Origin of the sequence: Streptomyces sp. SYP-A7185 (assembly GCF_046103685.1) — a bacterium.
In the GTDB taxonomy this organism is placed as follows: domain Bacteria; phylum Actinomycetota; class Actinomycetes; order Streptomycetales; family Streptomycetaceae; genus Streptomyces.
This window is the reverse complement of record NZ_CP122310.1, coordinates 9749635-9771587: the sequence shown is the minus strand read 5'-3', so window position 1 is coordinate 9771587 and position 21953 is coordinate 9749635. Positions and strand designations below refer to the sequence as shown.

Genomic DNA, 21953 nt, shown 5'->3' with positions numbered 1-21953 from the left:
GAGCCGGATCGAGCACCGGCCGCCTTGCTTCCTCGACGAACTCCAGGACGCGGTGATCCGCGGCGTCCAGGTATCGCTCGGCTACGTCGACAGCAAAGGCGTCGAAACCCGGAGAACAGTCCACCCGCTGGGCATCGTCGCCAAAGGCCCTGTGTGGTATCTCGTCTCCAACTCCGAGACCGGCCGACGGATCTTCCGGATCGACCGCGTGTCGTCCGCCGACCCGACCGGCGACCCCGTGCACCGACCCGGGGACTTCGACCTTGCCGAGAGCTGGAATGAGATCGCCAAAGAGGTCGATCGCAGACGAACGCCGCTGGAGGTCCAGGCGGTATGCACATCCGACGGGATAGGCATACTCCGGATGGCGCTCGGCGACCGGCTCGACGTGGGAGGTTCCACGACCGATGGCCGCATCGAGGTCGTGATCCGCGGCCCCAATGAGTACATCCTCGCCGGCGCGCTCTCCGGGCTGGTCGAATGGGTCGAGGTGACCGGCCCTCCAGAGGTCCGAGACCACCTGGCCTCGATCGGCAACGCCCTCGTCGAACGATACGGCCAGCCGCGCACCAGCGGAGACCTTCACCCGTCTTGAAGCGGACGAGGCAGGGCTTCGAGAACAGTTCCGCTCAATAGGCTGGGTTTGTCCGTTCCGGCAGGAGCCCGGTCACGACGCCGGCGGGTCCGCTGGCCTGGCTCTCTGCGGGTGGATCGTCTCGTGCCGGACCAGCATCGCCACGCACTCGGCGATCTTCCGGGTTCGCGTCTCGGCCCGCTTGACGGCATTGACCCGGCTGATGAGGGCGAAGCGGTTGGTCTTGGTGAGTACCTCGAACATCGCCTGCGCCGCTGGGTCGGCGGCGATTGCGACGCGCAGGTCGGCCGGCACCTCCGCTTCCGATGACGGCGCATAGGCGGCCGTCCACCGCCCGTCGGCCTTCGCGGCGTCGACCGCGGCGCGGCCGGCGGGCTGCATCAGGCCGGCCGCCTCCAACCGGGCCACGTTGGCGACGTTGCGCTGGGACCAGACGCTGCGGGGCCGGCGCGGGGTGAACCGCCGCCAGGAGCTCTCCTCGTCGCGCTTGCGGGCCTGCCCGTCGATCCAGCCGAAGCACAGTGCCTCGTCGACCGCCTGCTGCCAGGTCAGCGTGGTAACGGTGCCGCCCTTCCTGGTCAGGACGAGCCACACGCCAGGAGAGGCGGTGTGGTTGTCCAGCAGCCACGCGCGCAGCGCCGCGCCGTCGGCAACGATCAACTCATCCAGCTCGGTTCCGGTCACCACCGCAGGTTACTGACCTTGTCTGTGTGTTGTCGTCAGGGTGAGTCGGGTCGTGGCCAGGCAACTGTCGATGATGTCGCTGCGGTACTGCAGCTGGCGCAGGCCTCGCCGGAGTGCGTTGATGAGGTGGTCTGGGTCGGTGAAGGCAGTGTTGGCCTGACAACTCCTGCGGAGGAGTGACCAGATGCTTTCGACGGGGTTGAGGTCGGGTGCGTAAGGCGGCAGGAAGTAGGCGGTTATCCAGTCGTGGTCGTCGATGAAGGTCTGCAGTCGGGCGTCTTTGTGCACATTGAGGTTGTCCCAGACGAGAACAATCGGGCCGTTGAGCTGCCTGTGTGCGGCGATCAGCAGGTCGCGGTAGTCGCTCCAGGAGAAGCTTCTGCGCGGGGCATCTCGGGGCCGCACATGGTGTTTGGGCCGGAAGATCAGCCGGGAGTGTTCGTCGTGCTTGTAGCAGGCCAGGGCGGCGGTGGAGAATCGGCGCTGGGAACGTCCTCGCACATGGATCACCGGTGTGTGCCCGCGTTTGGACCACGTGCGGCGGGTGGGCGGCGTCATCGAGAATCCGGCCTCATCTTCGAAGCAGAGCCAGGCCCCCAGCGCCGCCGCGGTGCTTCCACCTGTGGCCAGGTCTCCTTCACCCAGCCCGCCACCTTCTCCTCGTCGCGCTCCAGTGCCCGCCGGGCCGGCACCTGGTGGCTGAAGCCGTGCCGCCGCAGCATCTTCGCGATGCCGGAGAGGGTGAAGCTCTTGTGGAACCGGCGCCCGATGAGCGTCTTGATCCTGGCCAGGGTCCAGGTCTGGTCTGGCCAGCCATGCGCCACCGGCCCCTTGGCCAACTCCTGTTCCAGTACCGTAAACAGGGCCTCGCTCAGTCCCGGCCGGGCTGCCGATCCCATCGAGCGCAGGCCCTGCCGCCCCGCTTCCTCCCAGGCGCGGCGCCATCGTTGCACCGAGCGGACACTGACCCTCAGGCGCTTCGCAACCGCATCATTGCCCTGTCCGGCGGCAAACATCTCGGCCGCGTCCATGCGGATGCGCTCGCGAAACATCTGCCGCTCGGCAGTCAGACCGCCGCCTTGCGGATACCTCATGACTCCGGCGTACTGCGGAACTCGCCAGCTGTCAGCGCCCACGACAACACACAGACAAGGTCAGTAGTCCGCACGGAGCGGCGGACGGTCGCCGACCGCATGATGATGTCGCCGACCGGCAGGCCAGTCGTCGTGCTCCGCCGTCCAAGGCCTTGGAGATGAGGCGCATGTGACGCTTTGGGCAGCGATTCGAGTTCGTGTGCTGCCACGATCGCGGCCCTCAGAAACTCAGGTGCTGGCCCTGTTGCCCGCTCACTACGGTGATGAGTCCTCGGCCGCGAGCCGGGCGGAAAGCGGAAGGCAGGCCGATGAAACGCCTCGAACTGGTAGTCGTGCAATTCGAAGAGGTCAAGCGCCTCATCGAGGTCGGACGGGTCCCACAGCTGCGGCTGGCCCACATCCTGCTCGACAGCGCCGTCGAACTGATCATGCACCGCATGGCCGAAACCGAACTCGACGGCGAGCGCTACCACTTCGATCAGCTTGAGAACCTCCGTCGGATCGAAGCGATGCGCAAGAGCGACAACCCCCTGCACCGCCGGTTCGCCAGAGGGCCGAGCGACGACCAGCTCAGCTCAGAGATCAAGAAGCTCGAAGCGATGGTGACCTCGAAAAGGAAACGAAAGAAGATCAACGACAACTTCGGAGACAAGATCGACTTTCTCGTCGAGCGGACGAGGCTACCTGGCAGCATCGCGCCGGTGCTGAAGAAGCTGCACGACTACCGGAACGAGACCTACCACCGTGACCAGCACCGCGTTGACGTGATCCGTCCAGCAGTCCTGATCTACTTCGATGCGGCATGCACCGTCCTCGACCTGTACGAGCCGGGAGTGCTGATCGGTGACGGCGCCCTGGGCCCTGAGCTGGCACGCTTCCAGGACTCCCGCCCCGGCCACCATGACCCCTTCGAGGTGTCCCATCGGGCAGCGAAACAACTAAGGGAGGAAGTTGGCCTTGACCTGGCAGCGGTGAGGACCGCGCTGGTCGATCATCTTCTTGGACGCCTCGACGATCTTGAGTCGGGACTCGCCTACGTGGAGGAGAACAGCGTCAATGGCACGGCCCCGGGCGACGCGATTCGCATCATGCAAATCGAAGACGGAGACATCGAAGCGATCTTCGACAACGAGGTGCTGCGGAGCCGGAAGTATCCCCTCACGATGAAGGACGTGAAGTCCTGGATCGAGCGGGCCACAGCGATGGAAGACATGGACGACAAGCACACGCTCTTCGCCGAGCTCGCGGCACTTGAGGACGAGTTCGAGGATCTCGAATCGAAGGTCCGCGAGGCGGTCTGGCGTATCGACGAGGCAGCGAACATGCGCTGAGCACCCGCGGCCCGACCGCCGTGGCCGACATGTCGTGCGAGGACCTGGACCGCGAGTGCGCTCACTCTTTCCTGCCCCGCGTCTGGGTGACCACGCGCGGGCTGCGTACCCACCCTCCGCTGCGCCTTCGGATCCCGTTTGTCGAACACGGTCCGTTGCCCGAGAAGCTCGGACAGACCGTGCACCCGCTGCACACTGCGGCCGCCGGCTGACCCGCCCTCCCGCCGGCCAGACGGTACGACCGTTGATCTGGTACGCGGCGGCCCACAGCGGAGCGAGGTAGGAGGCGGCCATCAAGTCCCACAGGACCTGCTCCGCTTGGAGAATCTCTGCTGGTGGATGGACAGCGAGCAGTGTGGTGGCGTGGCTGGTGACCTCGTCGGCATCGGTCGGGTCGGCGGCGAGGCGGCGGGCTTGTTCGATCAGGTGCCAGAAGCGGTCGTTGTCCATGGTCAGTCCCACCAGAACTCCCAGCAGTTCAGATCGATGAGGTGCTCGGCATACGCGACCAGGTCGCGGTGCGCGCCTTGCCAGATGCTGTCGGGGCAGAAGGCGAAGTGCTCAGCGGCAATGGCCAGGGCCTCCTCAAGTGCGCTGGGCGGTGCGGCAACGCTGAGGTGGAGGGTGCTGAGTCCGACGCCGACAGCGCGCGCACCGAAGCGATCCTCCCAGCCGCGGACGACGGCCGAGAAGGTAGCTGTGTCGTTGTCGTAGTTGGCAGGTCCGTCCCACCCGACGGCGGTGAGGGCATCGGCTCCGCAGGGTGCCGAGACGAGGCCGAGACGTGCTTGCGGGTTCTGGGCCAGGAAGGCCCGCGCGTACTGCTCGGCCATTCCATCGGGGTCCGCGGAGATCCCGCGGGTGGCTGCAGTACCGGGCCAGGTCTGGCCGAAGGGAGCGGTGACAGCCAGGCGTTCCTCGGCGGTGAACTGGTCGTCGTCTTCGTCCGTGGCCGTGTAGTCCTGCCACCAGCGGGCGAGAAGTTGCTCGGCGTCGTGCTCGGCGGGGGAAGACATACGCTCGGGAGACAGTTCGCCGCAGCCCCAGGGCCGGAAGTCTGAGTCGTGCGGGTCCAGGGAGTCGAGCAGCAGCGGCCACAGCCCGGAGGCGGCATGTTCGCCACGCAGCTGCGCCCACAGGTCGGCAGAGGCGGGGCTGTCGCTCAGCCACAGAGGTTGCAGGTCGCCGGCACCTTCATCCGAGGTGATCATGCGTCCAGGCGGCAGGGATATTCCCCGGGACAGAAGGAGGTCGAGGTTCACGAGCGGATGCTATGAGGTGGGTCTGACATTGGTCCTTTCAGCGGGAGTGGTCACCACAAGTCGATGGACCAGACATCGCCTACCTGATGCCCGACTGGATCAGGGGTCCCGGACCCGTATGGATGGAGGTCGGAGATGACGTGGATGCGAGCCGCGGAATCGGATACGCGATAGCAATCCATGTCCCGCGACGTGTTGTCCGTGTCGAGCTCGAGGGTGTGCCCGAGGGCCAGGATGGCGGCCTGCAGTTCATCGAAACGGACTGTGGGCGCGAAGTCCCCATACTTCCGCGCGAGCACAGGGGGCACCATGTCCGCCGATGGGACGTACAGCAGTCGTTGGATCTTCACACCGAAGCCGAAGCATGACATCTGTCCCTCCAGCCCCGGCTGCTCTGCCGAGAAGTTGATCTCCACGAGTCCGTAGTCCCGGCGCAGGAGGCCGCCACCGGGCACGTCGAGGAATTGGCCGCCCAGGGCGGCTTCCCAGGCGTCAGGATCAGAACCCAAGCCGACGCCGAGTACGTCGCTGCGGGTAGCGACATGGGCATAGAAGTCCAGTGCGGACACCCGCTGACCTCCTCAGCTGCGCAAACGGGGCTTCTTGCACGGTAACAACAGCGGTTTCGGTGGGTGCGGTTGCGTCGACTGGGGCAGCTGCAATTGATCCGCTAATGACTGGCTTGGGGATGTTGGGATCTGCCCCGGCGCTAGCGATTCGCTCGATCTAGCGATAGCACTACACCTGTTGCGCCCACTACCCTCGTCCGCAAAGCCGCTGAGTTGCACCGATCCCTCTGGGAACGTGTTGCGCCACACTTCTCCCCCAGAGAAGCGACGATCTCGGCGTCCGGCTGCACCCTGACGGCGACCATGTCGCCGTCCATGATGTGCGCCTTGACCATCGACTCGCCGCTGACCGGAAACCGGCGAGTTCGCCGAATCTAGGAGGGCTTAGGACGGGAACCGATGGCACACTGCACCCGATCCCGCGCAGTCTGGCCCCCGCGCTGGGTTTGGCGCGGGGCGGGCGATGTCCACAACGGGCGTGGCGGTAGTAGCCCGGTCGGTGATATCGGCCAGGGGCGGCCCGCAGCACCCGGCGGCGCGGCCGTACCGCGCCACCACCCCCACCAAACGAGCCCGACTCCTGACGGCGGCAATCTGCGACTTCCACGACTGGAGGGAAGGCAGCGTCGTCGGCAACTGCGAATGGGGCTCTCCCGGAATACAGTCCCTGACGGGTTGCCACCCGCCGAATAGAGGCCCTACTTTCCGCCCTTCAGCTCCCGGCGCCGACGTGCCCGCTCTTGTTGCCACTCCTGAAGGAGCACCTTGCGGTGAGCGGAGTTCTGCGGCCACACGGCACGGATGAAGCCGCGCACTCCGAACACCACGATTCCGAATGTGACAACAGCCAAGACAGCCCACCAGGGGGCCGTGTCCGGCAGGGGAAACATGATCTAAAGCCTTCCGAACTTGCATGGTCGGCGGGTCACTCAAGCCACAAGTACGGCGCTCCCCAGCGCACTGCAGCGGTGCCCGCCCCGGTGAGTCAGCACGGGGAAGGCACAGTTAGGCCCTCTAGGCGTGATCTGTGGTGCCGCGTCGATTGGGTCGGGCTTCCAAGCAGGAACGTCGTCTACGACGTCTCGGCCTAGAAGCCGGGACAGCAGGGCGAGTAGTACGCATACCAGCTTGAACTCGCCAGCAGCCAGCGCATGCCACCGGGGCGAGGCTCACATGGCCAGCTGACGCGATCAATGCCCCAAACCGCACGATCCCAACCTCCGAGAGCCGCCCTCTGGGCGGTGCCCGCATCGACATCCCGGGCGCCAACGGACCAGCGCTGCGCGCCGGCCAGAGTGGAGGGATCGGGGTAGCCGGACCAGGGATGATGGAGGGCTATCTGAGCCCCGCCCGCAGCGGACATCCCATCAAAAAGGGGTGGCTGAACACCGGAGACCGGGGACACCTCAGCGCGGGCGGCTACCTCACCCTCGCCGGGCGAGCAAAAGAACTTATTACCCACTACGCCACCGGAACCCGCGTCTATCCCCAGATCATCGAGGAAGCCCTCCCGACCTACCCGGGAGTGAGGGCGCAGCCGTCCGCGCCGTCCCCGACTCCCAAGTCGACAGCGACCGTGTCCACGCCGCCATCACCGACGTAGAAGGACCGGTCGACGAGCACCGTCTCCGCGACCACGTCCCGTCCCACCTCGGACAGGAACACTTGGTGCCGGACACGATGCATTGCCTCGCCGACTTGCCGCTCATTCCCGTCGCAAAAATCGACAAGCAGGTATTGGCCCATCAGTTCGCCGCGCCAGTTGATCAGGGGCGCAAGAGTCGCCTGCCACGGCAGTGCCGAGCCGTCACAGCGGGCGCGGCATAGGCCGCATCCCCCTCACTGAACCCATGCCCACCCGACGGGCCTGGTTCGTCATGCCCCGAGCAGCAGCAACACGCCCTCCCGTATGGCTGGCTGCTGCTCGGAGCTTTGTTCACGGGTAGCGGTTCTGGCACGCCTTCCGTGAAGCGGTCACGATGAGTGATCAGTGGGTGTTTCGAGTGCTTGGAGGATCTGCCGTACCTCCTGGCGCCACTGGTCAGCGTCGGCGCTGTCCACCCAGCCGATTGCCAACTCTGATCCGTCCTGGAGAACCCGGTCCAGTGCGAGTCTCGCCGACGCGCGAAGGGAGGCTGGCAGTTCGGGCAGCGGTTCCCCGGGGCCGTCGTCCGGGTCAATCACGATGGGACTGTCCGGGAGGGTGCTCGCGACGAGAGCGCCAGCGGCAACAGCTTCGGCCCCGTCTCCGCCATCGACGCGTTCTCCCGAGTCGGTGACTCGCTGGAATGCCCACTCCAGCACGTCGATGACCTGCTGGTGGGTGAGTCCCTCAAGTTCATCGACGAAGTCTGCGGCGAGGTCGCTGTCGAACGGGCCGGTTCCCCACGTTCCCATGCATAGCTCCTGATACGGCTGTCTCGGACGAAGGCATGGTTCCAGGAGCCACTGACATCGGTCACGGGGCGAGGAGGATCCGCTTGCGGAGCAGTGTGAAGCCAGCGCGACCGAACATCTGGCGCTTGAGCATCTTGATCCGGTTGACGTGTCCTTCGACGACGCCGGAGTTCCAGAGCAGGGCCAGTCCGGCGGTGACGGCGTCGCGGTCTCGGTCGAAGCCCGCCGCGAGAGTGTGGAGGCTGGCAAGGTCGTCCTGCCGGACGGCGTCGAGCCACTGCGGAAGTCGTTCTCCCTTCCGCTCGGCGCGCTGCGCGACGCCCGCCGGGCCTGGCGCACCGAACAGACCCGCGTCCACGCTGGCCTGCCCGAGCACGAACCGACGACCCCTCTCGTCGTCGGTCGCTGGGACTACCTGGGCTCGGGTTACAGCCCCGGCGCCACGCTCCTCGCCGCCCACGTCTGGCACCGCAAGGAACTGGAACAGCAGTTCACGGCCGAAGGCGGCAGCTGATGGTCTCGCCCCCGCCCACCGTCCTCCGCACGGAGGTGGCCCCGTTGCTGGATCTGCTGACGGTGCCCCAGGTGATGGCCCGCCTCCAGCTCGGCCGCTCCGCCGTCTACGACCTGCTGCGCTCCCCGCCAGCTCGCCTCGATCACCCTCGGCCGCGCTCTCCGCATCCCCGCCCACGCTCTGGCCGACTTCATCCGCACCCGTCTTGAACAGGAAGCCGCCTGACGACCACACCCCGCGACACCCCCGCCTCCCGCCGCGTCCGCGCCAACGGCGACGGGACCGTGTACCAGCGCAAGGACAGCCGCTGGGAAGCCGCCGGATACGTGCTGGCCCCCGGCAACACCCGCAAGGAAGCCCTGGCCAAGCTCACCGAGAAGATCGCCGCCAGCAACCGCGGCAGCCCCATGCCCTCCGCGAAGGGCAGCGTGGCCGCGTACCTGACGTACTGGCTGGAGAACGTCGCCGTCCACCACCTCCGGGAGAACACTCACATTCGCTACACCGCCGTCACCCGGCTCTACCTCATCCCCGGCCTGGGGCGGAAGAAGCTGGCCAAACTCACCGCCAAGGACGTCCGCACCTGGGTCAACCAGCTCCGCACCACCTGCCAATGCTGCGCCCGCGGCCTCGACGCCGCCCACGACCAACCCCTGTGCTGCGCCGCCGGAAAGTGCTGCTCCAAGCGACTCTCGCCCCTGACCCTGGCCTACGTGCACTCCGTCCTCAAGTCCGCCCTGGAGCACGCCGTACGCGAGGAAGAGATCCCGCGCAACGTCGCCCGCAACGTCCGCACCGGCACACCAAGGCCCCGCCGCTTCGAACCCCTCACCGCCGACGAAGCCCGCCACCTCCTCACCGCAACGCGCGGACACCGGCTGCGCACGCTGTTCGAACTCGCCCTCCACACCGGACTCCGCAAAGGCGAACTCCTCGCACTGGGAAGACCTCGACCTCGACGCCGGCACCGCCGCCATCCGCCGAACCCTCCAGCGCATCAGCACCGGCGGACTCACCACGCTGCCCACCAAGACCCGGGCCTCCGAGCGCCGTATCGCCCTCCCCACCCGCTGCTCCAGTCACTGAAGCTCCACCACGAGCAGCAGCAGCGCGAGCGTGAGGCCGCGGGCACGACGTGGCGGCACCACGGGCACGTGTTCACTACGGTGCAGGGCCGACCGATCGACCCGACCAACCTCACCCGCGCCTTCACCACGCTCCTCCGCAAGGCCGGCCTCCGCCGCATCCGCTTCCACGACCTCCGCCACTCGACCGCCACCCTGCTCCTGGAACAGGGCGTCGAACTCGTCGTGATCAAGGAACTCCTCGGCCACGCCCACATCGGCGTCACCGCCACCGTCTACGCCCACGTCCGACTCCGCCTCCAGCGCGAGGCCATCGACACCCTCGGCACCACGCTCGGCAGCCGGGAAACCACCGAGACGGCCAGCTCCGACGACGAATCGTCGCCCTCCGCCGTCCCCGTCCCCCTCCCCGTCCGCTGACGCTGCCGTCAACTACTGCCGTCAGACACCGCACAGGCCCCACCGGAAGGCCTCGGTGGGGCCTGTATTTCGCTATCGCTCACAACGCGATCACGGACAGAGCGCCAACCTCACTCTCCCTCTGGGCGCCAAGATCCCCAGTAGAAGAATTCCAGCTGCCATTCACCGCCACCCTCAGACTCGATCGTTTCTGTCGCATTCTGAAGATGCCACGACATGTTGACGAACAGGCGCAAATCACGACCTGCAAGAACATCCGAGTTCAGAAGCCCCACGATCAATCGGCGCGGCTTCTCCTGGAACTCGGCAGACAGCAAGTCGAAGAACCCATCCCAGCCACCACGAAAGTAGCCCGGGAAGTCAAGCTCTCGCCCAACAGCTAGAGAGGCGTCACGCTCCGATTCGAAGCTTGAGGCATCGACGCCTCGGACCTGGAATCCCTGGCCCTCTACGTGACGTCTGACCTCGTCTCGGCCTGCCTCCGGAAGCAGATAGGGCGGGGAAGACATCCCTGGGATGACGCTAGAGATCGGTCGCCACTGCACGTTTCATCAACCTTTCGCCAGCTCCTCATCGAAGCCGGATGAAATTGTCGTAATGATTTGAGGTGTAGTACACCTCACCCTTCCGTCCGAATACGAGACGCTCCGCCCCTCGATTCCCCGTTCCTCTACCGGACGGCCAAACATCGCTCTCCGTGTAGAAGCCGAGCGGCCTATCTGGGAGCTGCCCATTTCCGTTGCCATACTCTCCGGCAGGTCGACCTCTCCTACCGCCCTGATGCGTCATGGCAGGCGGTCGCCCGTTCATGTCGTAGAAGTCAACAACCTCTTGTATTCGGCTCCGGGTTGCGGCCTTGCTCTGGCCGAAAATCCCTTCCTTGAGCGGGGCACCGAAGAGGCAGTTGCTGTTGTGAACAAGTACCGGCGTCTCCCCCGCCAGTACATAGTACGTGTGGAGGCCTTCGATGGTGAGGTTGTATGTGCGGGCGGAGTCACGGTACTGACGCGTGTCTGTCACGGTGACGGTGCGGCCGTCGTCCGTGCGCAGGGTCATGCCGGGTTTGAGGTCTCCGGCTTCGACCCAGTCCTTCTGGTCGACCGACCAGAAGGGGTGCTCATAGGTGGCGGTCAGTTCCTCGGCACCGTCGGGTGTGGAGATGGTGAGTTCGGTGAACTGCTTGTCGTCGTCGGTGACGATGGTCGCAGTGACTTCGCGTTCACTGGTCTCGCCGGTATTCGGGTCGGTGGCAAGGACCTTGTCGCCGAGTTCGACGTCCTCGATGTTCTTGCTCGTGCCGTCGGCCATGAGGACATCGGTGCCGGCCAGGAAGCACTTGCAGCCGGAGGGGGCACCCTTCGTGGCCTTACCGGCTGCTTCCCCCTCTTCCGCTCCCTCTTCTGCCTTCTTGAGGCCCTTGATGGCACCCTTGAACGGTTTGAAGATCCTTCCCCACGGTGTGTCCATCCCCGCACTGGCACAATCCAGGGTGACTCCGGGGTTTCGCCCGCAAGCCTTCCAGGAGTTGACGTCAGGAAGAACGAATTCCTTCGTCGCTTCCCACGCGCCGCCACCGGAAAAGAATTTTCTCGTTTTGGGAAATATGCCGTCCATAAACCCGAACGGGTTGGGCATTCCGGCCTGTGTCGCACGGCTGTTCCTGCCGCCGGTGTACACGGCGCTGCTCGCATGTCCGCCGCCGCTGCCGGAGTAGCTCCCGCCGCCACCGCTGCCGCCGCTGCCACCGAATATCCTGCCGATGATCTTCTTTGTGGTCTTCGCGATTGACTTCCAGAGATCAGAAGCCCACGACAACCCGGTCGGGTCGGAGTACACCAGCGGGCTGTTGTTCCCGTAGATGTAGCCGTTCATCTGCTGCGGGTCCGTCAGGTCCATGAGTGGGTCGACGGAGATGAAACGGCCGGTGGTGGGGTCGTATTCACGGGCGCCGAGGTGGGTGAGGCCCGTGGACTTGGTGTCGTCGGTGCCGCCGACGAAGCCCTTGGTGCCGGGCCAGGACTTCGGCGCCTCGCCGCGTGGGCCGCCGAACGGGAGGGTGCGGCGCTGGGTGAGGGCCAGGTCGGTCGCCGCGATGGCGAGTTGGCCGGTGCCCTGGTGGTCGGCGGTGGTGAAGGTGACGGTGCCGTTGTCTTCCTTGACGGCCTGGTGGCCGCCGCCCAGAGGGGTGTAGCGGGTGGCCTTGGCTTTGGCCGCTCCCTTGGGCAGGGTGACGTCGGTGTGGCCGAGGTAGAGGGTGGTCTCGGTCGGGGTACGTGCGATCAGGCGGTTGCCGTCGGTGTCGTAGAGGTACTCGGTGACCTTGTCCTTCTCGCCCTCTACGGGTTCGGTGACCTTGGCGAGGTGGCCTTCGGCGTCCCAGTCCAGGGTCTGGGTGTCGCCGCGCAGGGTGCGGGAGGTGGTGTTGCCGGTCTCGTCGTAGCCGTAGGAGTCCTTGGTGGCGGTTCCGCCCGGCAGTTGCGAGGTGACCGAGGTCAGGGAGTGCGCCTGTGGATCACCCGGCTTGGGGTAGTCGTAGGTGCGCTGGGTGTTCTTGGTGTTGTCCCCGCCGGTGTCGTGGAGGGTTTCGGTGAGTCGGTTGCCGGCCTTGTCGTAGGTGTAGGAGTGCCAGTAGGGGGCCGGGCCGCCGGTCTTGTCCGCGGCCGGAGCCGTGGCGCAGGACTTGTCGCCCTGGGTCCAGGCTTCGGTCATGCGCCGCAGGTAGTCGTAGGTGAAGCACTGGGTGTCGGTGCCGGAGCGGGAGACGTCCGAGACGGACAGGATGTTGCCGGCCTGGTCGTAGCGGTAGGTGTCGAGCTGGTCGACGCCGGGCTGGTCCTGGCGGTCGATGCGGGAGGTGGCCAGGCGCTGGGTGCCCCACTCGTAGGTGTTGGTGGCCCAGGTCTTCTTGCCTCCCCCGGTGCTGCCCAGGGCGTACTGGAGCGGCTTGCCGGTGAGCGAGTAGCTGGTGTCGGCCTGGAAGCCGTCTCCCAGGACGGAGATGGGGCGCAGGGTCTCTTTCTCGTAGGTGGTGGAGTAGCCGCCGCCGGGCAGGGAGCCCGCCGCGGAGTAGCTGATGCCGCCCACCAGGCCGGAGGGCAGGTAGTTGGTGCCGGTCTGGTAGGTGCCGGCCAGGGCGCCTTCCTTGTCGGGGATCACCATGGCGGTCTTCATCGGCCGGTACAGCCGGTCGTAGGCGGTGACCTTGGAGGTGTAGGCGGCGCCGTCCACGTAGCGGGTGGATTCGGCGAGCTGTCCCTTGGCGCCGGTGATGGTGTCGTAGACCCACTTGGCGCGCAGCTCGCCCGAGGCGCTGTCCTTGCGCAGTTCGGTCCTGCGGCCCAGGTTGTCGTAGACGCTGGCCAGCGTGGTGCCGCGGGCGTCGGTGGTGGTGGTCGGCTGGCCCCGGTCGTCGTACTTGCTTGTCGTGGTGCCCTTGTCCGGGTCCGTGGTCTCGGTCTGGCGTCCCAGCTGGTCGTAGCTGTAGGTCCAGGCGTTGCCCGCCGGGTCGGTGACCTTGGCCAGCTCGCCGCGCGGGGTGTAGCCGTATTTGGTGGCGTCGAAGGCCGCGCTTTGGCTGCGGGTGTGGTGCTGGCGCAGCTCTGTGGTCTTGCCGCGAGCGTCGGTGAGAGTGGTGGCGGCGGTGGCTCCCTCGGGGGGGATGACCGTGGTGCGGTCGCCGCGGTAGATCGTCTTGGTGATGCCGAGGACGGTGCCGCCGTCGCCGTTTCCGGCGATCTGCCGCTCCTCGGTGGCGCGTCCCAGTCCGTCGTAGGCGGTGCGGGTCTGCGTCTCTACGCTGAGGGCGTCGGCGGGCTTGAACAGGGCCCGGTTGGGTGCGCCTTGGGTGTAGTAGGGGGCGAATGTCTTGGTCGTCAGGCCGCGTTCGTCGTAGAAGGTGTCGCTGAGGATGCGTCCGGCGTCGGGGCCGGGGGCCTGGGTCTGGCGTTCGCGCAGGAATCCGTCGTACAGCGTGTACGAGGCGACCTGGCCGCCCTCGTTGTTGATGCTCTGGGTGCGGACCGCGACGGGCTGGCCTTCGTCCACGAAGTAGGTGAACTGGTGGCTGGGTGTCTGGCTGGTCTTGCGGTCGGCCAGCCAGACCTTCTCCGCGCGGCCCAGTGCGTCGTATGTCATCTCGGTGCGCTTGGCGTTGGTGTCCACCGTCGCCTTGGGCTGGCCGCGCAGCGGCTCGAGCTCGGTGACCGTGGTCTGGGCCGAGGTGGTGTCGGCGGCCTTGGCCGGCGGGGTGGTTGCGGTGACCTTGGTGGCGAAGCCGGTGGCCGGGCTGTAGGCGGTGGTCGACGTGCGGCCGTCCGAGCGGACGGCGCGGGTGGGAGCGCCGCTGCCCGTGGCGGTGACATCGGCGGTCAGGTCGGTGGTGGTCAGGGGGCGGCCGTAGCCGTCGAAGGTGGCGCCGGTTTCCAGGTAGGTGGCTTTGGTGCCGTCGTGCTTTTTTAGCGTGGCGGTCGCGGTGGCGTCGCCCTTGGTGGGCGCGGCCCCGTAGGCGCCGCCGTCATAGGCGGTGCGGACGTCGGAGATGACCTGCTTGGCGCGGTCGGGGGTGTCGGCGCACTTGACGGCGACGGTCTCCGCCCGGGAGGGCAGGGTGAGGATGTTGTCGTCGGTGTTGGTGGCGTAGGTGGTGCGGGTGCACTGGTTGTCGGCGGCCGTGGCGTTGTCGCCGAGGTCGTCGACCTGTGTGGGCCGGCCCGCGACGGTGTCGAAGTCTGTCGCGGTGGAGGTGATGCGCCAGTCGGTGCCCGCGCCGTCATCCAGCGAGGTCCAGGTCTTGGAGTGCCCGGTGCCGGTGAAGTTGGCGCTCACCGTGCCCCAGTCGCGGACCTTCTTCGCCGTCTCGTGATGCCAGGGGCGGTTCACCGTCTTTTCCAGCGCCTTGCCGCCCGGCCCGGAGTAGGCGACGGTCTTGTAACCGAAGCCCGCGGCGGACTCGTGGTCGGTGATCGGGTCGCCTTCGTCGCTGCCCAGGCTGACCGAGACGCTCTTGGTGCCGCCGGTGGGGTCCTTGCGGTCGCCGTCCATGCCGCGCAGGAAGTAGGAGTCTTCCTGGGACTTGAGGGCGTCGCCCCCGCCCTGGCCGCCGCTTGTGACCCGCACGTGGGCGTAGCCGCGCCACTGGGACCAGGTCTTGAACTTTTTCTTGGTCAGGCCGTCGTCATCGTCGTAGTGCCAGGCCGCACCGTCCAGGTACTCGTATGCGGTCACTGCGTCGGCCGCGCCGCCGGTGCGGTCGGTGGTGGTCGTCGAGGTGACGACGTACTTGTTGAACCACTGGCGCTCCGGGTCGTCGGAGCTGGAGCCGCCGATGTACTGCGGGAAGCAGCGGGTGGTGTTTGTCTGCGGGGTGGGCAGCGCGTCCGCGTCGCAGGCCGGGGCCGAGTAGTTGACGTCGACCTGGCCGCCGGACTCGTCGGCGACCGTGGACAGGCGCGCCTTGATGAACGGCGCGTAGCCGTCGCCGATCTTGTCCAGCCGGTTGGCGAGCTGGGTGTAGGCGAAGCTGGTCTTCGGCAGTGTCACCGCGGGCTCGGCCGTGTGGCCGGTGTGCTGGACGGAGTCGAGCAGCAGCTGGTAGTCGATGTCCGCCTGGCCCCAGCGGTGGCCCAGCTTCCAGGAGTCGACCTTGCTGTAGGTGTCATTGCTGAGGACTTGGGTGGTGACGCCGGTCAGCCGCTTGCGGGTGAAGAACGTCGGGGACAGGCGTCCCTCGTCGCAGTCCTCGGCCTCGGTGCAATTCATGTCCCAGGGCGTGTCGTACCAGTAGAAGGCGTCCTTGCCGATGTCGGAGCAGTTGGTCTTGCTGTCGGGCAGGCAGCGTTCCGAGGTGGTGAAGTCGACCTTGGCCAGTGGCTTGGCGCCGTACATCGCCGAGGACTTCAGGCCGTACTCGATCCGGCCGAGCGAGCCGCCGCGGGTGTAGCGGGTGTTGTCCTTGGCTTCGAGGTTGCGGCCGTAGGAGTTCTTCTCCTGGTCGTAGTAGTAGGCGATCGCGTTGCCGCGCGGGTCGACGACGTAGTCGAGGTTCCAGCGCCAGGCCTGCTGGCACCAGGAGTCGGCGAAGGATGCCTTGTGGCAGGGTTCGCCGTCGTTGTTGCCAAAGACCGGGGTGGTCCAGGTCGATCCGGTGGTGTCCTTGCCGTCCGCCCAGCCGGGCAGCCGGTTGTAGCCGAAGTAGTAGCGCACGCCCTCCGGGTCGGTCAGACGCCAGTACTCGCCGTCGTTGTCGCCGTTGCCGCGGTCGGTGGAGGACAGTTTCTTGATGCGGCTTCCGTCGTCCTGCTTGAACTTGAACTCGCCGTCCCCGGCCGGGACCAGCTCTCCTCCCTTGCCGTTGAAGGTGATGAACGCGTTGTCGTAGTCCCAGCACTGGTCGCCGGGCTTGTTGCCGTCGGCGTTCTTCTGCCCGTCGTCGGCGCACGGCTTGTAGCGGCGCTCGATGTAGCCGGGCCACAGGTCGAACCCGTCGCCGGCCCAGGAGGACTGGTTGTTCGTCGAACCAGACCGTCCGTCGATCGACCCGGAGGAGTAGGACAGTGCGACCTGCGGCTTCAGCTCGCCGGGCACCTCGGGTACGGGCATGTCGTAGGACCAGGCGAAGTCACCGGTGTTCAGGTCCGTGTCCCAGGTGGCGGACGGGGACAGCGAGGTGGCCTTGTAGTCGCCGCTGGCGCTCTTGTCGTCGGCGACGGCGGCCAGCACCGTGGGCCCGGACGCTGGCAGGGCCACCGACTGGGCGGTGAGGGTCTGCTTTTCGGTGTCGTTGGCGGTCGGGAGCGGCGCAAGGGTGCGGCACTGCTTTTTCGCCGGGGTGTCCAGGGCACAGGCCGGCAGCTTGACCAGGGTGAGGCGGGATGCGTAGCTGCCGCCGAAGGCCTCGGCGAAGCTGGAGTAGTCGAGTTCCGCGCTGACCTTGCCGGGCTTGTCGCCCTTGTCGTCCCCCGGGTCCAAGGTGAACAGGACGCCGTTGACTCCGGCCCGCTCGGCGGCTTTCCGGCTCAGCACACGGGCCTGGACATCGCCCTGCGCTGCGGGCGTGTCCGACCGGGCGCTGGCGCCCGCCCGCTTGGATGCCGTCTTGTTCGGGGCCCCGACGGCCAGGGGCAGCCCCTTGGCCTCAACGGTCTTCCCGGTCCCGCCGGCCGCTGGCTGCTGGAGGTCCACCACGGCGGACCCGGCCTTCGGCCAGGCCGCCTTCGGTGCCTTCTTCGGAGTCTTCGCTCCCTTGGCCATCGTGCGCGGCTCGACCTTGATGCCGTCCGTGCCCTTGATCGGGTTCTCCGCCGAGGGAAGGTCTGGTCTGCCGCCGCCGTCCGCCGTCGCGACCGGTGCGCTCACCGCCTGCAGCAGCGTGCCGATCATCACGGCGGACACCGCCAGGGCCGCTCTGCGCCGCAGCGCGGCGAACCGGCGCGGTCTGGGTATGCCGTTCATCTTGAGGAATCAGTCCTTTGTCATGACAAATCAGCCCGCGCAGGGGCATGACATGGCGCCGAAGGCTCGGATACGAGCGCGTCAGGAAGGGGGGGGTGGGTGCTGGAGAAGGTCGCCCTCCAGCACCCACAGGGGTCAGCTGTCGCCGGGTACGTCGGTGGGGATGTCGAACCAGGAGCCGGCCAGCTTCTCGATCTGCGGGTCGCTCAAAGCGCCCTGGAAGGCCCACACATCGTCGACCGTGCCGGCGAAGTAGGTCCCTGCGGCGTCGCCCTTGGCCCTGCCCACCTGAAGGGCCACGGGCGCCTTGAAGCTCAGGACGTTGTCCGCCCAGGCGATGAGGTCCTGGCAGGCGGTGTCGTCCGCATCCCCGTTGCCGTCCACGTCCCCGCAGGCCACTTCCTGCAGCACCCCGTTGACGTACAGGCGGGCTTCCTTGGCGAAGCCGTCGTAGACCACCGCCAGGTGGTTCCACTCGCGTGCGTCGTAAAACTCGGTGTTGCTCACCACGGTGACCGGCGAGTCGGCGCTGTCCTTGGCGGGGATGGTCAGTTCCCAACGGCCCAGGCCTTCGGGGTCCTTGGAATCCGGTTGGAAGCGGACCGTGAACCCGCTTCGCTGCAGGCCTGTCCCGCTGACCAGGGCCACGCTGTGATCCGGGAGCGCCGCTGCCTGGGCCCAGGCAGTAACGGTGAAGCTGGCGCTTGTGTCGATGGGCGACAGCACGGTGCCGGCGTAGGCGTCCGTGCCGTTCAGCTCCAGCCCGCTGTTGTCGATCATCCCGGAGCCGAGCTTCGCGCCCCCGCTGAGGTTCATCGAGCGTTTCCCGGCCGACAGGTCCGGCGTGGTGGAGCCGGCCGCGTTGGTCTCCTCGAAGTTCCAGCGGCCCTTGACCAGCGGACGCTGCTTGAACATCTGCTGGACTTCCTCGGCCGAGACGGGCCGGTCCAGCAGACGCACGTCATCGATGCTGCCGGGGAAGTGGTTCTTGACCTCGCCGCTGTAGCTGCCTGCCCCGAGGTACATGGACTGATCGGCGTAAAAGGCGCCGGCCAGCTTGGTCTCTCCGGCCAGGGCCCCGTTGACGTACAGCGTGAGGGTGTTGGCGATCGTGTCGTGCACGCCCACCAGTTGCACCCACTCCCCCACGGACGCGCTGGCGCCCTCTGGCTGCATGGCGCGGATCGGTGTGGCGTCTGCGGTGTCGGCGGAGTACTGGTTGACCGCCCACCGGTTGTAGGTGGCGGAGTAGTACAGCTCGAAGCCGGGGCGCTCCTTGCCTGCTTGGGCGGTGATGACCGCCGCACCGTCCGGTTTCTTGTCGAGCTTGGCCCAGGCGGAGACGGTGAAGCTGCGCGAGGTGTTCACGTGCGGCCCGTTGGTCTGGCCGATCTTCGCGTAGCCGTCGGTTCCGTTGAACGTGGCGGCCTTGCCCGCAATGCCAGGGGCGCCGGTGGTGACGCCGCCGTGGTAGTGGGCGGGCAGCACGCCGCCGTGTCCGGCGATCTCCTTGGCGTCGGCTGCTTCGTCGAGGTCGAAGACGGCCAGCGCGGGGCGGCCCGGGTCGCCGACCGTCTGCTGCGCGTGCAGCTTGTCGATCTCGTCCTGTGCCAGCGGCTTGTCGAACAGCTGCACATTGTCGACCGCGCCGGGGAAGAACGCAGAGGGCGCGCCGTTGTAGGAGGCCGCTCCCAGTTGCAGGCCACGGCGGGCCTCCCACGGGCTGTCGTAGGCGGTCTTGCCGACCAGCTTGCCGTCGACGAACAACTCCAGCACGTCGCGCACCGAGTCGTAGGACCCGGCCAGGTGCGTCCACTTGTCCGGCGTTGCGCCGCCGGGCTGGTCCGCCATGGCGCGGGCGATGCCCGCGTCCGCGGTATCGGACTTGTACTGGTTGAACGCCCAGCGGTCATAGGTCTTGGAGTAGTACAGCTCGAAGCCCGGCGAGTGGTTGCCCGGCTGAGTGGCGATGACCGCCGCCTGCTCGGGCATCTTGGACAGCTTGACCCACGCCGAGACCGCGAACCCGCCGCTGGTGTTGACCACGGGGATGTCGGTGAAGGCGTAGCCGTCGGTGCCGTTGAACGAGAGGGCCGTGCCTTGCGCCCCGGCCGCGCCCGGGACCGCCCCGCCGTGCAGTTGCGCGGTGCGCGCCGGTGTCGAGCCCTTGGTCTGGGCCGCGCCCTCGGCCTCGTCCAGCTGCCAGGTCGCCCGGTCGGGCTGGCCGGCCTTGACGCGGTACTGGTAGGTGCGGATCTCGCTGCCGTTGCCCGCGGTGTCGAAGGCCTGGGCCGTGATGAAGTTCAGCCCCGGCTTGGCGGGCAGCACCTTCGCGCTCCTCGCCGCACCACCGGACGTGGTGATCTTGTTCTTGGAGCTGGGATCGTTGTTGATGCCGTACCGGTAGGACGTCACATCGCTGTCGGCGGCCTTCAGGTCGAACGACCCGTACTTGCCCACCCCGTCATACCAAGGGTCGTTGGGATCCTCGGAGTCGGAGGCCGGGTACTCGCCCGAGGACACCGCCGGCGCCTTGGGGACCTTGGTGTCATAGACGAAGTAGCAGGCGGTCGGGTCGCCCGCGTAGGACCAAGGCGAGTACTGCGCCCCGTCGTAGACACGCGCATACCAGTTGACCTGCTTGTTCACCGGAATCTTCGACGAAGGCAGGCTGATTTTGAACTCTGAGCCGGACCTCTTGGACGTGGTGCGGGCCGGACTCCAGCTGCCGCCGTCCCACTTGGCCTGGAACTGCACCGAGACGCTGTCCCCGTCGGGGTCCTTCACCTCGTTGGCTTCGATCTTCCCCAGGGTGCGGACGCGCGCCGCGTCCCCCGACCTCTTGCATATGCCGCCGTACTCCATCGTCAGCTGCGACATTCTGAGCTGGGCGGGCGGCCGGTTGTACTTCACCCGCAAGAACGCCTTGTCGGAGAACCGCTTCCAGCCATAGGCATCCGACTCACTGTCCGCGCGCAGACCGAACGTCATCGTCGAATCCCGGCCGTCCGCAGCCGCCTGCACCGCCGACTTCACCGAGAACTCGGCGTCCTTGGCCGCACACCCCGAATACCCGTAGGCGAACGACTTCGTCGACAGCTTCTTGTCCCAAAACCCGGACGCGTTCTGCGAGTTCCACGTGGTGGAGGAGGAGATGCCCTTGGTCTGCCACAGCTCCACACTGCGATCCGAACACGAGGCGGACCAGGTGTTACGCACCACGAACTCGGCCGACAGGATCGACTTGCCCGCGAACTTGGAGACCGGGATGCGGTAGAACAGCCGCTTGGTGTCGTTGGGCTGGCAGTAATACCAGTTGCAGTAGCCCATACCCGCATCGTGGTCGCCGTTGAACTTCCACTGCGGCGAGGAATCCCAGTACTTCGACGCCATCGTCCACGCGGAGGCACGCGGCGAGTACCACTGCGGATCGATGAACACCGGATAGGTGGTGTCCTTGCCCTTCAGCACCTCGGCATCCGGGGTCAGCACCAGCTCCTTGCCGCCGGCGGGGACGTCCACCCCGACCGGCGCGAGCTTGCCGGACTCCCCCGCCGCAGGCTCGTCCTGTGCCTGCGCCGCGGCATTGCCCGTCCGCGACGCCGCGGCGCCGGACGGCGCGGACTTCGCGGTCGGCGCACTGTTGGTGCCGGGACTGGAGTCCCACATCATCGGCTTGGGCGCCTCGAACACCGCGCCCTTGGCACCCTTGTCCAGGGCCTGCAGTTCGCCCTGGGCGGTCTCCTTGACCTCCATGCCGTCCGCGGCCAGCTTCAACCGCAGCTGCGCCAGCGCAGAACTCTCCGCAGCCTTGGCCGACTTCACCACCAGCAGCTGCGTGAAGCCGTCCTCCTGGGCCCCCATGCGCAGGTCCACACCGGGCAGCACATCGCCGTACGTGGCCGTAGCACCGTCCAACTGCGGCGCGGGCAGCTTGCCCGGCCAGGACAGCGCCAGCTCACGGCCCGACTTCGTCATCCGCACCAGCGGCGTCTCCCCGCCCCCGGAGAACTCCAGCCCCACCGTGGTCACCTTCGGCGCGACGCCGCCGTCAGCAGACTTCGCCAAATCGGTGTCGATCGGCTTCCACACCTCACCCACGCGGGCGCGGACCGGGCGCAGGTACTCGCGCGCCTCGAGGTTCCCATCAGCAGTCGCATACACATCGCTGCTCGCACTGCGCAGCGAGGTCACCTCGACCGGCTTGCCGCTGCGCTTGGCCTGCGCCAACGCCGCCTCGGCGCCGGCCTGCGCGGCCGCAGGCTCCTCGGCCGCGGACTTCGCCGCCGCGGGTACGGCCCGGGCGACGTCCGCCGCGGATGCCGCCGGAGCGAGTCCCGCCACGATCGCCACGCCGACCAGACCCGCCAGCGCCCTGGCCCCACCACGCGAACGCACGCGCCTCCACATATCCCACCCCGGCCCATCACAAAAATGAAGATTGCCTGAACATGGCAACCAAGTGGCAACTGTATGTAGTCGCCCGGTAAAAGATCCAGAAGGAGTACTTGGGGCGCATGGGACAAAAGGGTTGCCTGCGACTGTGGCGTTAC

At 67.1% G+C, this 21953-nt stretch carries 12 protein-coding genes and 4 pseudogenes; 4 read left to right on the top strand and 12 right to left on the bottom strand.

Features of this window, described 5'->3' with window-relative positions; genetic code table 11:
- The coding region (locus QBL25_RS43440; protein WP_409062496.1) for a helix-turn-helix transcriptional regulator at window positions 1-595 on the top strand (595 nt) is incomplete at its 5' end.
- 72 nt (window positions 596-667) lie between these two features.
- Here QBL25_RS43440 and QBL25_RS43435 read toward each other — a convergent pair.
- Genes QBL25_RS43435 through QBL25_RS43425 form a run of 3 tightly spaced genes read right to left on the bottom strand, consistent with a single transcriptional unit; the run spans window position 668 to window position 2373 of the window.
- Entirely contained in the window at window positions 668-1282 is a 615-nt protein-coding gene (locus QBL25_RS43435; protein WP_409062495.1) for a YdeI/OmpD-associated family protein, read from the bottom strand.
- A gap of 6 nt (window positions 1283-1288) precedes the next feature.
- Complete coding sequence (locus QBL25_RS43430) at window positions 1289-1837, bottom strand: transposase (protein ID WP_409062494.1); 549 nt, start codon at window positions 1835-1837, stop codon at window positions 1289-1291.
- A complete protein-coding gene (locus QBL25_RS43425) occupies window positions 1834-2373 on the bottom strand; it encodes a winged helix-turn-helix domain-containing protein (protein ID WP_409062493.1) in 540 nt (179 codons plus the stop codon). The genes QBL25_RS43430 and QBL25_RS43425 overlap by 4 nt, the downstream gene beginning before the upstream one ends.
- A gap of 308 nt (window positions 2374-2681) precedes the next feature.
- On the opposite strand from QBL25_RS43425, the gene QBL25_RS43420 reads away from it, so the two are divergent.
- Window positions 2682-3704, top strand: coding sequence for a hypothetical protein (locus QBL25_RS43420; RefSeq protein ID WP_409062979.1), 1023 nt, complete (start codon window positions 2682-2684; stop codon window positions 3702-3704).
- Between the two features lie 249 nt (window positions 3705-3953).
- Here QBL25_RS43420 and QBL25_RS43415 read toward each other — a convergent pair.
- From QBL25_RS43415 to QBL25_RS43390, 6 genes and pseudogenes are all read right to left on the bottom strand, one after another.
- A pseudogene (locus tag QBL25_RS43415) lies at window positions 3954-4154 on the bottom strand (DUF4240 domain-containing protein); the annotation flags it as partial.
- Window positions 4155-4156: 2 nt separating this feature from the next.
- Complete coding sequence (locus QBL25_RS43410; protein ID WP_409062492.1) at window positions 4157-4966, bottom strand: DUF4253 domain-containing protein; 810 nt, start codon at window positions 4964-4966, stop codon at window positions 4157-4159.
- 50 nt (window positions 4967-5016) lie between these two features.
- A complete protein-coding gene (locus QBL25_RS43405) occupies window positions 5017-5535 on the bottom strand; it encodes a hypothetical protein (RefSeq protein WP_409062491.1) in 519 nt (172 codons plus the stop codon).
- Window positions 5536-7050: 1515 nt separating this feature from the next.
- Window positions 7051-7200: a hypothetical protein gene (locus QBL25_RS43400; RefSeq protein ID WP_409062490.1), complete on the bottom strand. Its 150-nt coding sequence runs from the start codon at window positions 7198-7200 to the stop codon at window positions 7051-7053.
- A gap of 309 nt (window positions 7201-7509) precedes the next feature.
- The gene (locus QBL25_RS43395) at window positions 7510-7932 is read right to left on the bottom strand and encodes a DUF4259 domain-containing protein (RefSeq protein ID WP_409062489.1); all 423 of its coding nucleotides are present in this window, start codon (window positions 7930-7932) and stop codon (window positions 7510-7512) included.
- A 61-nt stretch (window positions 7933-7993) separates the two neighbouring features.
- Window positions 7994-8227 (bottom strand): annotated as a pseudogene (locus tag QBL25_RS43390) (transposase); the annotation flags it as partial.
- 218 nt (window positions 8228-8445) lie between these two features.
- Here QBL25_RS43390 and QBL25_RS43385 point away from each other — a divergent pair.
- Both QBL25_RS43385 and QBL25_RS43380 read left to right on the top strand, forming a co-directional pair.
- Window positions 8446-8671, top strand: a pseudogene (locus QBL25_RS43385) (helix-turn-helix domain-containing protein).
- Window positions 8668-9951 (top strand): annotated as a pseudogene (locus QBL25_RS43380) (tyrosine-type recombinase/integrase). Before QBL25_RS43385 ends, QBL25_RS43380 begins: the two co-directional pseudogenes overlap by 4 nt.
- Window positions 9952-10061: 110 nt before the next feature.
- On the opposite strand, the gene QBL25_RS43375 reads toward QBL25_RS43380, so the two are convergent.
- The 3 genes from QBL25_RS43375 to QBL25_RS43365 form a co-directional block, all read right to left on the bottom strand.
- The gene (locus QBL25_RS43375) at window positions 10062-10460 is read right to left on the bottom strand and encodes a barstar family protein (RefSeq protein ID WP_409062488.1); all 399 of its coding nucleotides are present in this window, start codon (window positions 10458-10460) and stop codon (window positions 10062-10064) included.
- A gap of 61 nt (window positions 10461-10521) precedes the next feature.
- Window positions 10522-17400, bottom strand: coding sequence for a polymorphic toxin-type HINT domain-containing protein (locus QBL25_RS43370; RefSeq protein ID WP_409062487.1), 6879 nt, complete (start codon window positions 17398-17400; stop codon window positions 10522-10524).
- Between the two features lie 135 nt (window positions 17401-17535).
- Window positions 17536-21810 (bottom strand): LamG-like jellyroll fold domain-containing protein, encoded by a 4275-nt coding sequence (locus tag QBL25_RS43365; RefSeq protein ID WP_409062486.1) that lies wholly within the window; start codon window positions 21808-21810, stop codon window positions 17536-17538.
- Window positions 21811-21953: the final 143 nt, after the last annotated feature.